Annotated in this window: 9 protein-coding genes and 2 pseudogenes; 5 read left to right on the top strand and 6 right to left on the bottom strand. The window is 69.0% G+C overall.

What is annotated here, in order from left to right:
- Positions 1-207 precede the first annotated feature (207 nt).
- The 5 genes and pseudogenes from STRNI_RS12150 to STRNI_RS12125 all read left to right on the top strand — a co-directional run bounded on the left by STRNI_RS12150 (position 208) and on the right by STRNI_RS12125 (position 6,027).
- Entirely contained in the window at positions 208-2,328 is a 2,121-nt protein-coding gene (locus tag STRNI_RS12150; RefSeq protein WP_018092879.1) for a DNA gyrase/topoisomerase IV subunit B, read from the top strand.
- 188 nt (positions 2,329-2,516) lie between these two features.
- A complete protein-coding gene (locus STRNI_RS12145) occupies positions 2,517-2,774 on the top strand; it encodes a hypothetical protein (protein WP_277411262.1) in 258 nt (85 codons plus the stop codon).
- A 141-nt stretch (positions 2,775-2,915) separates the two neighbouring features.
- Positions 2,916-3,623 (top strand): annotated as a pseudogene (locus STRNI_RS12140) (sensor histidine kinase); the annotation flags it as partial.
- Positions 3,624-3,928: 305 nt separating this feature from the next.
- On the top strand, positions 3,929-4,426 hold the full coding sequence (locus STRNI_RS12130; protein WP_148588733.1) for a DUF485 domain-containing protein: 498 nt from the start codon (positions 3,929-3,931) through the stop codon (positions 4,424-4,426).
- Positions 4,423-6,027 (top strand): solute symporter family protein, encoded by a 1,605-nt coding sequence (locus STRNI_RS12125; protein ID WP_018093426.1) that lies wholly within the window; start codon positions 4,423-4,425, stop codon positions 6,025-6,027. The genes STRNI_RS12130 and STRNI_RS12125 overlap by 4 nt, the downstream gene beginning before the upstream one ends.
- Before the next feature lie 108 nt (positions 6,028-6,135).
- Here STRNI_RS12125 and STRNI_RS12120 read toward each other — a convergent pair.
- The 6 genes and pseudogenes from STRNI_RS12120 to STRNI_RS12095 all read right to left on the bottom strand — a co-directional run.
- Positions 6,136-6,732 (bottom strand): annotated as a pseudogene (locus tag STRNI_RS12120) (GNAT family N-acetyltransferase); the annotation flags it as partial.
- A gap of 102 nt (positions 6,733-6,834) precedes the next feature.
- On the bottom strand, positions 6,835-7,509 hold the full coding sequence (locus STRNI_RS12115) for a DUF7342 family protein (protein ID WP_018093427.1): 675 nt from the start codon (positions 7,507-7,509) through the stop codon (positions 6,835-6,837).
- Positions 7,506-9,161, bottom strand: a complete 1,656-nt coding sequence (locus STRNI_RS12110) for an ATP-binding protein (protein ID WP_277413243.1) — start codon at positions 9,159-9,161, stop codon at positions 7,506-7,508. The genes STRNI_RS12115 and STRNI_RS12110 overlap by 4 nt, the downstream gene beginning before the upstream one ends.
- 396 nt (positions 9,162-9,557) lie before the next feature.
- The gene (locus STRNI_RS12105; RefSeq protein ID WP_159485795.1) at positions 9,558-9,704 is read right to left on the bottom strand and encodes a hypothetical protein; all 147 of its coding nucleotides are present in this window, start codon (positions 9,702-9,704) and stop codon (positions 9,558-9,560) included.
- A gap of 589 nt (positions 9,705-10,293) precedes the next feature.
- Positions 10,294-11,292 carry a sucrase ferredoxin gene (locus STRNI_RS12100; protein WP_159485793.1) on the bottom strand — a complete coding sequence of 333 codons (999 nt, stop codon included), beginning with the start codon at positions 11,290-11,292 and terminating at the stop codon, positions 10,294-10,296.
- A gap of 192 nt (positions 11,293-11,484) precedes the next feature.
- Positions 11,485-12,732, bottom strand: a complete 1,248-nt coding sequence (locus tag STRNI_RS12095) for a citrate/2-methylcitrate synthase (RefSeq protein WP_277411261.1) — start codon at positions 12,730-12,732, stop codon at positions 11,485-11,487.
- Positions 12,733-12,785: the final 53 nt, after the last annotated feature.

Below are 12,785 nucleotides of genomic sequence, written 5' to 3'. Positions count from 1 at the left end.
TGCCTCGAAGGGAACGTGATGTGCACGTCACTCGGACGTCACCCCAACGAGGGATCGAACGTACGAGCGAAATTCTACTACCATGGTCGTGCTTACGGGTGGCGTCACATCGGCTCTACCAGGCCTCGGTACCCTCTGACCGGCGACACCGCCACAACCGAGTCCGCGGAATGCGGACTGCCAGAAATTCAGCGAGGAGCGAACCGCGTGACCGCCGAGATGTCCGTGCCGTCCACCGCAGTGCTGACCGGGGCAGACCGGGACGGTTCCAACTACACCGCGCGGCATCTGCTCGTCCTCGAGGGGCTCGAAGCCGTCCGCAAGCGCCCCGGCATGTATATCGGCTCGACGGACAGCCGGGGACTGATGCACTGCCTCTGGGAGATCATCGACAACTCCGTCGATGAGGCACTGGGCGGCTACTGCGACCACATCGAGGTGATCCTCCACGACGACGGGTCGGTGGAGGTCAGGGACAACGGCCGCGGCATCCCAGTGGATGTCGAGCCCAAGACAGGTCTCAGCGGCGTCGAGGTCGTGATGACCAAGCTGCACGCCGGCGGAAAGTTCGGCGGCGGCTCGTACGCGGCCTCCGGCGGTCTGCACGGTGTCGGCGCCTCAGTCGTCAACGCCCTGTCCGCCCGGCTGGACGTCGAGGTGGACCGCAGCAGCAAGACGCATTCGATCAGCTTCCGCCGCGGCGTCCCCGGCATCTTCACCGAATCGGGCCCCGACGCCCCGTTCGACCCGGGCAACGGCCTGCTCAAGGGCAAGCGGATCGCCAAGACGAAGACCGGCACCCGGGTGCGCTACTGGGCCGACCGGCAGATCTTCCTCAAGGACGCCAAGCTCTCCCTGGAGACGCTGCACGCCCGCGCCCGCCAGACGGCCTTCCTCGTGCCGGGCCTGACCCTCGTGGTCCGTGACGAGCGCGGCATCGACGGTGCCGGAAAGACTGAAGAGACGTTCCGCTACGACGGCGGCATCAGCGAATTCTGCGAGTACCTCGCGCAGGACAAGGCCGTCTGTGATGTGCTCCGGCTGAGCGGCCAGGGCACCTTCAAGGAGACCGTGCCGGTCCTCGACGATCGCGGTCACATGACACCGACCGAGGTCACCCGGGAACTGGGCGTCGATGTCGCGCTGCGCTGGGGCACCGGCTACGACGCGACGGTGAAGTCGTTCGTCAACATCATTGCGACGCCCAAGGGCGGCACCCACGTCTCCGGCTTCGAGCGATCGGTCGCCAAGACGGTCAACGAGGTGCTGCGGTCGAGCAAGCTGCTGCGCGTCGCCGAGGACGACGTCGTCAAGGACGACGCCATGGAAGGGCTCACCGCCGTCGTGACCGTACGACTCGCGGAGCCCCAGTTCGAGGGCCAGACCAAGGAGGTGCTCGGCACCTCCGCCGCCTCGCGGATCGTCGCCCAGGTGGTGAGCAAGGAACTCAAGTCGTTCCTGACCTCCACCAAGCGGGACGACAAGCAGCAGGCGCGCTCCGTCATGGAGAAGATCGTCGCCGCGGCCCGTACCCGCATCGCCGCCCGTCAGCACAAGGAGGCCCAGCGGCGGAAGACGGCGCTGGAGTCCTCCTCGCTGCCGGCCAAGCTCGCGGACTGCCGCAGCGACGATGTCGACCGCAGCGAGCTGTTCATCGTCGAGGGAGACTCGGCGCTGGGTACCGCCAAGCTGGCACGGAATTCGGAGTTCCAGGCCTTGCTGCCGATCCGCGGCAAGATTCTGAATGTCCAGAAGTCATCGGTTTCGGACATGCTCAAGAACGCCGAGTGCGGCGCCATCATCCAGGTCATAGGGGCCGGATCCGGCCGTACCTTCGACATCGACACCGCCCGCTACGGCAAGGTCATCTTCCTGGCCGACGCGGACGTCGACGGTGCCCACATCCGCTGCCTGCTGCTGACCCTCTTCCAGCGCTACATGCGCCCGATGGTCGAACAGGGCCGAGTGTTCTCCGCCGTCCCACCCCTGCACCGCGTCGAACTGATCAACCCCAAAAAGGGCCAGGAAAAGTACATCTACACGTACTCGGACAACGAACTGCGCCAGACCCTGCTCGAACTCCAGCGCAAGAAGGTCCGCTACAAGGACAGCATCCAGCGCTACAAGGGCCTGGGTGAGATGGACGCCGACCAGCTCGCCGAGACGACCATGGACCCGCGCCACCGCACCCTGCGTCGCATCAACATCAGCGATCTCGAAGCGGCGGAGAAGGCCTTCGACCTCCTGATGGGCAACGAAGTCGCCCCCCGTAAGGAGTTCATCACCAACTCCGCGTCCACTCTGGACCGTTCGCGTATCGACACCTAAGGGGCTGCAGCTCCCGACGGGCGCCTGTTCACCCCTGGGTGGAGAGGCGCCCGTCGCCGTTTCCACCCTGACGCCACCCCTGGCTCCGACCCGGACGGCAGCACTGCTCGGCTTGGAGATCCTGATCGGCTGGTCTGCGGCGCCGGCTGGGCCTGGACGATGTGTATCTGGGCGGACGAGGTGGCACGGTGTGGACCACGGGCGGCTGGGCGGCGACCGGCGTGTGGCTCTGCGGTCCGGTGCTGCGCATCGGTCTCATGGGCATCGCAGCGGCCATGGGCATCCATCGGGGCAGCGCGGCCACCATGCTCTCCGTGGCCGCAATGCTGCTGATCTGCGCGGGGGCCACCACCTGGCGGGCACGGGCGGTGCAGCACACGTACGGTGTCCTGCCGCCGGCTTGGGGCCGTGAACGCGCCGCGAAAGGGCCGCGCACGTGCCGCTGAACGCCTGGACGAGCTGACCGCTGCGCGAGTCGCTGTCCCGTCAAGACTTCAGCGGCGCCCGGATGTGGATCCGCCGGGCAGTGTGTCTCCTGATGGTCGCGGTGCTGGTGTGGACCACCCTGGCGGGGCCGGCCTTCACCGGCTTGGGGCCTGGCGCTGGCGGGCTATGTCGTACGGCTGGACGCCGAGGCGCGCGGCAACTGCGCCCAGCGGCTTCTGGCTCAGGAACGGGTGGCGAGGAAGACTGAGGCCGAATCGGCGGCGCTCGTCGAACGCGGGCGGATCGCAACGAGAGATCCGCGATGTGCTCGCCCACAGCCTCAGCCCAACTGGTGCACCTGGAGGCGGCGCGGCTGCTGATTCAGCGCAACACCGACCTCGAGGCTGACCGCGACCAGCTCCTGGAGCGGTGGCGGCGTGCCGGGGATGGCCCGTGAAGGGCTAGAAGGTACCCGTGAGGCGCTTTCTGCGCTGCGCGGGGAGATGATCCCGGTCGAGGGCTTTCCGCGCCGTCTGGCCGCCGCTGAGGCGCTCAGCGGCATGTGACGGGCGAGGTCCGCGCCGTGCCGGGCGAAGCGGGCCTCGCGTCCGCAGGGTCGCCCAGGAGGCGCTGACGAACGTGCGCAAGCACACTCCGGGCGACCGGGTGAGCGTGCGGCTGGAGTACGGGACGGACGACGTGGGGCTCGAGGCGCGCGACTTCGGTGGCCGTGGCACGCCTGGTGAACTCGCCAAGAGCGGCTCCGGGTGTGTTCTGCTCGGGATGCGGGGGCGCGCGGAACTCCTCAGCGGAACGCTGGAGTCCGGCTCCGATCGAGCGGTTTCGTAGCGAGGTTGCGGGTGCCCGCATGTCTTCCCGCTCTCCAGGCCGGCGCACGCGGTTACCTGACTAAGGACGCCGACGGCGACGAGCTCGTCCGTGCCATCGACGATGTGCTCTCGGGCGAGGCCGGTCTGCGCCCAGGATCCAGCAAAGCGGGGTTACGGGGCCGGGCCCAGGCCATCCACTACGTGTGCCGCCACGGCCTCGCACAGCCGCCCGGGCAGCCCATCACCTGATGGGGTGAAGGATTCGCAATGAAGAGTCCAGGATCTTCCTTTCTGTCCACCCTTGGGCCGCACGGACAACAGACCTGTGCATCAAGGAGAGTTCGGTGGACAAGCAGGACGGCCGCTCGGTCGGTGAGCCAGGGGCCCTACGGCTCGAAGACCCCTGGTACGACGCTCTCGCCTCCGGGTGGGGCGAACGGGACGACGCGGCGGAGACAACGGACGTGTGGGGTGGCACGCAGCCACCGCCGCCGGTACCGGAACCGCAGTCTGCGCCGCACGACGAGGTCTATCTGGCGGTGCAGCGAAGCGCGGCCTTCCAGGAGGTGCGCCGCCGCTACCGGCGGTTCGTCCTGCCCGGCACGGTGGTCTTTCTGGGCTGGTACCTCGCCTATGTGATCGCGGCGACCGCCGCGCCGGACCTCATGGCCCACCGCGTCGCCGGTGCCCTGAACATCGCGATGCTCGCCGGACTCGGCCAGTTCGCCACCACCTTCCTGCTCACCTGGGCGTACGCGCGCCATGCCCGGCTGCGCAGGGACAGTGCGGCGCTCGACATCCGCTGGGAAACCCAGGAACTGACCGGAGGGAACATCCGGTGACCGGTGACCACCAGACCCTCGCGCTGCTCCTGTTCAGCGTGTTCATCGTCGTCACCCTGGCGATCACCACCTGGGTGAGCCGCCGCAGGCGCGGTTCCACCGAGGAGTTCTACGCGGGCGGAAGACTGTTCTCGCCCATGGAGAACGGATTCGCCATCGCGGGGGACTACATGTCTGCCGCTTCCTTCCTCGGCATCTCCGGACTGATCGCCCTCTTCGGATACGACGGCCTGCTGTACTCGGTCGGCTTCCTCGTTGCCTGGCTCATCGTCTTGTTCCTTGTCGCCGAACTGGTCCGCAACTGCGGCAGGTTCACCCTCGCCGATGTCGTCGCCGCCCGGATGCGGGAACGCCCCGTCCGTATCGCCGCCGGCGCAGCCTCCGTCACCGTGTCCGTGCTCTACCTGGTGGCGCAAATGGTCGGTGCCGGCAGTCTGGTCGCCCTGCTCGTGGGGAGCGCGGGCCAGCAGGCCCGTACCTGGATGGTGATCGGGGTCGGCGCCCTGATGGTGGTCTACGTCGCCTTCGGCGGCATGCGGGCCACGACCTGGATCCAGGTCGTCAAAGCCGTACTCCTCATGGGCGGCGCCGTCGCGCTGACCGTCCTGGTACTGGCCCGCTTCCACGGCGACATCAACGAGCTGCTGAACACCGCCGCCGAACGCAGCGGCCACGGCCGCGACTTCCTCGCGCCCGGCCTCAAATACGGCGGCGACTGGACCTCGCGCCTCGACTTCATCAGCCTCGGCATCGCGCTCGTCCTGGGCACTGCCGGACTGCCGCACATCCTCTCCCGCTTCTACACCGTCCCCACGGCGCGCGCCGCCCGTCGCTCCGTCGTCTGGTCCATCGGTCTGATCGGTGGGTTCTACTTGATGACCATCGTGCTCGGGTTCGGTGCCGCTGCAGTACTCGGCAGCGACGCTGTCCGGGCGTCCAATACAGCCGGCAACACCGCCGTTCCGCTGCTGGCTCTCGATCTGGGAGGCGGCGCCGGTTCGACCGGAGGGACTGTGCTCTTCGCCGTGGTGGCCGCAGTCGCGTTCGCCACCATCCTGGCCGTGGTCGCAGGCATCACGCTCGCGTCGTCGGCCTCTGTGGCACACGACCTGTATGCCTCCCTACGGCGCCCACGTGGCACAGCACAGGACGCCCAGCGCGCCGAGGTGGCCGTGGCGCGTATCGCAGCGGTGGCCGTCGGCGCAGTCGCCATCGGTCTCGCCCTGCTTGCCCAGGACTTGAACGTGGCCTTCTTGGTAGGGCTGGCGTTCGCCGTCGCTGCGTCGGCCAATCTGCCGGTCCTGCTGTACACCCTCTTTTGGCGACGCTTCACGACCCGCGGCGCGGTGTGGTCCGTATACGGAGGTCTGATTCCTGCGATCACCCTGGTCGTCCTGTCACCGGTGGTCTCCGGGAGTCCGGAGTCGCTCTTCCCCGGACTGGATTTCGCCGTCTTCCCGCTCGACAACCCCGGCGTCGTATCGATCCCGCTGGGCTTCCTGATGGGCTGGCTGGGAACGGTGCTCTCCCCGGAGGCCGCCGACAAGGCACGGCACGCGGAAACGGAGGTACGGGCGCTCACGGGGGCGGGGGCGGCTTAGGGCGTACCCAATGGGGCAGTGGCGGACATGCTCTGAGACCGAAGGAGCAGACGGGGCCGGCCCCGTCTGCTCCTCCTGGACGGTTCTTAGACGCCAGGCGGGGGGGCAGGGCTCGCGCCGCATGGCCCACAGCACCGGCCCGCCTCCCGGCAGTCGCACCTCCTCGCGCACGGTGAAGCCGAAGTGCTCGTAGATGGGGAGGTTGGACGGTTTGGAGGACTCCAGATAGGTGGGCAGGCCCGCTGCGTCGGCCTTGGCCAGCCCCGAGCGCAGCAGGGCTGCTCCGTGTCCCTGGCCCTGGGCGGCCGGGTCTGCGCCGATCACCGCCAGGTACCAGTGAGGTTCTTTCGGCGTGTGCTTGGCCGCTGACTCGACGGCATCGCGGAACAGCAGAGCCCGGTCACCGAGGATGTCCTGGAGCTCCTGGACGGTCTCCGCGTCAGGAACGGCCTTTGCCTGGCCCTCTGGCGGCACCCATAAGGCGGCCCCTGCGTCGGTGCGCTCGCACACGCCGTGGTGGACGTACTGCCGGGTGAAGAGTGTGGTGAAGTAACGGCCCAGCCCTGCCTCGCGAGAGGAATCGTCGGGGAAGAACCAGCGCATCATGGGGTCATCGTCGAAGGCGCATGCCAGCGTGCGGCTGACCAGTTGAGCGTCGTCGAGCGTTGCCATCTTCGGGATGTTGGTTATCGGCACATAGGGCATTTTGCACCCTCGGTGATCTCCGATGATCGGCGGGTGGTCCACTCGCGGGGTAGGACAAAGGAGCGGCCCGATAAGGGATTCACGGGATCCGTCGGAGAGCCTCTAGACCCACTCATAGCGGTGCTCGGGGCGGCCGGTCTCGCCGTACCTGAGCGTGAGGCGCACCCGCCCGGCGCGTTCCAAGAGTTTGAGGTAGCGCTGGGCGGTCTGCCGGCTCAGTCCCGCCTGCAGGGCAACGTCCTGTGCGGACAGCGGGGCCTCCGCGGAGCGCAGCACTGAGCGCACACGGTCGGCGGTTGCGGTGGAGTGCCCCTTCGGCAACTCGGCCGATCCGGCGTTGGCGGCTCCCAACGCCCCGAAGATCCGGTCCACTTCGGACTGCTCCGCCTGCCCGCCGCCCGCAAATGTGCGGTGCAGCGCCGCGTAACCCTCCAGCTTGGAGCGCAGGCCCGCGAAGGTGAACGGCTTGACCAGGTACTGCAGGGCACCGTGGCGCATCGCCGCCTGCACGGTGGCGATATCGCGAGCCGCAGTCACCATGATCACGTCGGTGAGCAGACCACGGCGCCGGAGCTCGCTGACCAGTTGGAGCCCTGTTCTGTCGGGGAGGTAGTGGTCCAGGAGGATCAGGTCGACGGGGTGGGTCTTGAGGGCGGTAAGGGCCTCTGCGGCGGTGTGCGCGAGGCAACTGACGCGGAATCCCTCGATTTTGGCGACGTATGCCGCATTGATTTTCGCGACGTGCACATCGTCGTCCACGACCAGTACATCGATCATCGGCCGGCCTCCGTGGCGCCTCGGGGGCGGTGAGTGCCCGCTGTGGCCCGACTGGTGGTGTGAATGCCGGTGACTGCTTCCTGCGGGGCTACCGCACGGGGCTCGGGAAGCTCATCGGAGAGTGCGTCGGGGACCGTCACGGTGAATACCGCACCGCCACCGGGGCGCTCGGCGACCTCGGCGTTACCTCCGTAGCGCTCGGCCAGTCGGCATACGAGTGCCAGGCCGATGCCGCGCTGTCCGTGGGCAGGCGGCTCCTTGGTCGTCCATCCTTCGGTGAAGATTTCCTCGCGCCGTTCCTCGGGCACGCCCGGCCCGTTGTCGCTGACGCGCACGATGGCGGTTCGGCCGTAAGCGCGGATCTCCGCCTCCAATTGGGCGTCGCGTTTGCCCGATGTGGCATCCAGGGCGTTGTCGACGAGGTTTCCGAGAATGGTGACCAGGCTGGGCGGGTCGACGACGCGGTTGGGCAGGTGCGTCTCGGGGGAGATGCTCAAGGAGACGCCCCGCTCGGTGGCGACGGTGGCCTTGCCCACCAGGAGGGCGGCGATCAGCGGATCGTGGATGCGCTCGGTGACCTGCTCGGCGGTCGCGCGATGCACGCCCACCGCCTGGGTCACAAACTCCACGGCTTCCTCGTGCAACCCGAGTTCGAGCAGTCCGAGCAGGGTGTGCAGCCGGTTGGCGTGCTCGTGGTCCTGGGCGCGGAGGGCGTCGATGAGGCCACGGGTGCCGTCCAGTTCGCGGCCCAGCCGCTCCAGTTCGGTGCGGTCGCGCAGGGTGACCACGGCACCGCCGTCATCGGTCGGCATACGGTTCGCCACCAGGACCCGCTGCCCGCTGACGGCCAGTAGGTCCGGCCCCGAAACACGACCAACCAGAACGTCGGTGGTGCGGCCCGGTGGCATGGCTGCTTCCAAGCGGTGCCCGGTGTCCTCGGTGCGGAGGTCCAGGAGGCGCTGCGCCTCGTCGTTCATGAGACGGATGCGGCCGTGTTTGTCGAGCGCGAGGAACCCCTCGCGGATGCCGTGCAACATGGCCTCCCGCTCGGCGAGCAGCGCCGAGATGTCGGAGAAGGCCAGATCGTGGGTGCGGCGCTGGAGGCGGCGGGAAACGAGATACGCGGCGAGCGCGCCCACGGCGAGCGCGCCGCCCGCGTAAGCGAGCAACTGGGGGACGGTGGAGAGCAGCCGTTCCTGCACGCTCTCGTACGCGATGCCGACGGAGACGGCGCCCACGACCGTGCCGTCCTCGTCACGGAGCGGGACCTTGCCGCGTGCGGACCGGCCGAGGGTGCCCTCGTCGATCTGCATGACGTCCTGACCGGAAAGCGCGGCGCTCGGGTCGGTCGAAACGTGGCGCCCGATCTCATCAGGGTCGGTGTGAGACCAGCGCACACCCCGCTTGTCCATGATCACCACGTACTCGGCACCGGTGGCGGCGCGAATCCGCTCCGCCTCGTTCTGCACGGGACCATGACGCGTCGGACGGGAGGCCTCCAGGGCATCGTCGAGGCGAGGCTCGGCCGCGGTGGTCTGTGCGATGGCGAGAGCGCGGCGCATCGCCTGGTCGTCGAGCTGCGTACTGAGTGGGGCGAGGAACAGGCCGGTCGCCAGCGCTGTGACACCGGTGGCGATGGCCAGCTGCACCATCAGCACCTGGGAGAACACCCGCCGCGGCCAGCCCAGGCGTGGCCGGGTACGGCGCGGCAGCTTTGGGGCGGCCGACCCGTGGTTGGCCCGGGCCGTGGCCTCGACGGCCGGTCGGCTGTCGGCCGTGCGCGAGGCGCTGCCCGGCTTGCCGGCGGCGTCGGAGACCGGAGTATCGGCGGGAAACGGCGCGGAACCCGAGGGCTCTGCGCCGCTCGGGCGTGGAACCGACTCTTCCTTTTCGCCCATACGAACGAACAGTAAGCGTGGCGGCGGTCGGGCGGGAATCCCAGACAGGGGGAATTCGGAGGGTGTCCGGGCGGCGACTCGGATGTGACTCCGTCCAGCCCGGAGTTGGGAACCTGGGGTCGAGTGCATGCCCCGCCTGTTGCTGGCGTCTTAGCCCAAGGCGAACACCAAGATCCCCCACGCCATCACAATCGCCCATGTCACGACGCCAGCAGCCACCACGAGGATGATGGCGCGACTCACAGCCGCCATGGTCGGCTCGTCCTGCTCGGGGCTGTTGATCTCCGGTTCGTCCATGCGATCCCCCGAATAGGAGGTTACTGATGCGCCGGAGTCGTCGTCGGCCTGCTGATTGGCCCGGAGGCCGTACATCGCAGCGAAGGCGCAGGTCAGGCGCTCATCAGTGCGTCGGGGGAGAGGTGATGGGAGTTATCCACAGGCCTTTTGGCTGCGGAGTGTGCACGCTTAGCCTCGCATGGTGAAACCGAAAGGCCCTGCGCGGGGCGGTCAGGGGGCTGCCAGGGCGAGGGTGAGTCGCGCGACGGGTGCGCAGAAGGGAGCGGGCATGGGGTCGACGGGGGATGGCTGCGGGGCGTGGCGTGAGAGGTGGAAGAGGGCGGGCAGCGTGGCGTTCGGCCGTCGAGGCGGGGCTGTGGGGACTCGGCGCAGTTGGTCAGTGCGTTTCCTCTGCCGCCTCACCTGGTCCTGGGATGGCCCCGCCCTTCCGGATAGCCGCGTCGGATCGGGCCATGCGTCAGGGGGCCGGGACGGCCATCGGCTCCCAGACGGCTATCGGTCCGGCGGGCGCGCGGTCCCGCACCGGCCGCGTGTGGTGCACGCGAAGGCTGCGGAAGGACTCGGCGACGGTCGGAGAAGGCTCGCGAGATCACCTAATGGAGGCCAGGGGCGTCCCGTGAAGCATGACGTTCGCAGCGGTGACAGAGACAACCGCCATGCGCGCCGGTGGACCGAGCGGCGCACCACAGCTAGCGGGCGCCGCAGCACCATCGGCCCGCTGTTCGACGGTGACCAGCCAGGTGCGCCCATCGGAGTGCGCGACGGTAACGGCCCAGGCAGGGGAGGCTTCCGCGACCGCCGAGCTGCCAGGCGTCCGGCTGTCGGCAGGCTTGGGTTCGAGCCACACCGTGTCGGTCCGTATGACGTCGAGTGCGTCCGCCCGATCCTCCCCGATCAGCCTGCGGACGGCAAGGTCAGCGGCCTGGCCCGGCCGGTCCCAGGCCGAGCGCCCACGGCAGTGGTCGCCCGTGATCCGTCCGTCGCGCGCCGCCTCCACGGCCTCCTTGACCAAGGGGGCCGACGCCCGTCCGTAGGCGTAGCCGTAGGGGAGGACGAAAAGCGTGGGGGAGAAGCGGTGGCCCCCGATGTGGGTGACCTCCCAGGTCTCGGTTCCGCAGGCGGCGAGCTCGGCTGCGAGCGGGCGGCCGAGCAGGGCGCAGCAGCGGTCCCGCTTGCCGTTGGTGCACACGAGGACCAGCGGTTCACCGATGTACGTCTCCCAGAGGCCGTCATGCTCTCCCGCACCCAGGGCCGCGAAGTCCAGGCTGAGGGCGGCCCGGGGGTCGGTGACGGTGGTCGTGCGGATCCAGGAGCGGCCCGGGGCGGTGTGCGCGAGGAAAAGGCGTCGCCTGGAGGTGCCGTGGCAGTCGGCGTGGCGTCCCGGCCGCCGGATCAGGGCGACGCGTACGCCCGTCCCCTCTGCCGCGGCCTCAAGGGCCCGGCCGACGTCAGGATCGAGGTGGCTGTCTGTCAGCGCGTGGGCTCCCCAGGGCCCTGTCTGCTCGATGAGCAGCCAGGTCCGGGCAGGTGCCGCGGTGCCGGCGAGAGATTCAGCCGATTCACGGGAAGCGGTGGCGCAAGTACTCACATAGGTGAGCCTAACCTCATCCGCTCGGCGCCGGATTTTGGGTGTGCGTCCAGGGACGATGACGAGCGGAGCGCCCCGAGGCGTAGGGGGCGCCGCTCCGTGTGAGGTTCGGCGATGTCGATGCCGACCGAGCCGGTGCCAGCGATGTCAAGGCTGGCTCCGTTTCCCATCCCTGTGCTCGCAGGCCGCCTGTCACGGCAACGGTTGTGGCGGGCGGGGGCCGTGGTACTGGCCGCTGGGGCGCATGCGGAGAGGGTGTTCGGCGTATTCCTCCAGGGCGTGTGCGATCCAGCCTGCCGTGCGGGAGATGGCGAAGATGGTCTCGCCCGCCTCGGTCGGCATGCCCGTCGAGACGGTCAGTACGGCCAAGGCCAGGTCGACGTTGGCATGCAGCTCCGTATGGCGGGCCGTGGTGGTGATCACTTGACGGGCTGCTTCCAGGGCGGGGCGGGCCCGCGGTACGTCCTCCAGGAGCTGGAAGAGGGTGCGGGCTCGTGGGTCCTCGCCCGGATAGAGGCGGTGGCCGAGGCCCGGTACCTGGCGACCGGCCCGCAGGTGGTCGGCGACCACGGCGGCTGCGCTGCCCCGGTCCAGCACCTCCAACAGCATCCGGTGGGCGAGCCCGCTTGCTGCGCCGTGCAGCACGCCGTCCAGTGCCCCGAAGCCGGCCGAGACGATCGCGTACGGATGGGCGCGTGCGGAGGCGGCGACCCGGACCGCGAATGTCGAGGCGGCGAGGTCGTGGTCGATGAGCAGGACCAGAGCGGCGTCCAGGACGCGGAGCACCGCGGCGTCGGCCTGTTCGGCGGTCAGCCGTGACCAGAGGCGTGGTGCGAGTGAGTCGGCAGCTCCTTGCTGCGGGGCGTGGGACGGCAAGGCGTCGACGAGGGTCGGGATGAGGCTGCGTGCGGTGTCGACGACGGTGTCCTCGGACAGGTCGAAGCGCAGGGGGTCGGCTGCCGCGGCGGCGATCGCGGCTACCCGTAGCCGGTCCATCGGTCCGCTGTGGGCCGGCAGTGCTTGCACGGCTCGGCGGGCGGCGGACAGTGCGTCCTGCGGCGTCGTGAAGTGGATGCCGGGCCGCATGTCACCGGTCCACAGCCACTCGGCGACTTCCTCGTAGCTGTAGTGGGCGGCGAGTTCCGATGTGTCGACGCCGCGGAAGTAGCAGTGGTCGCGGTCGATCAGTGTGATGCCCGTACGGATCGCCAACTCGCCACCGGAGGTGGAAGGTTCGCGGCGTCCGGCGCGGCGGGCGAGTGCGTCGACCTCCTTTGCGTCGAAGGTGCTGCCGCGGCCGCCGGGCTCGCGGCGGCTGGTGAGCTGGCCGCGGCTGACGTAGGCATACACCGTCTCCGGCTTCACGCCGAGCCGGTCGGCTGCTTCCCGGGTGCTCAGTCGCTGCCCGCCTGTACCTTGCGCCGTTTCTCGATCCGCCATGAGGCCACCGTATCCAGACCCGTCCATATTGATTCAATCAACATTGACAACTA

This window comes from Streptomyces nigrescens, from assembly GCF_027626975.1.
In the GTDB taxonomy this organism is placed as follows: domain Bacteria; phylum Actinomycetota; class Actinomycetes; order Streptomycetales; family Streptomycetaceae; genus Streptomyces; species Streptomyces nigrescens.
This window is presented reverse-complemented; position numbering and strand designations above follow the sequence as displayed.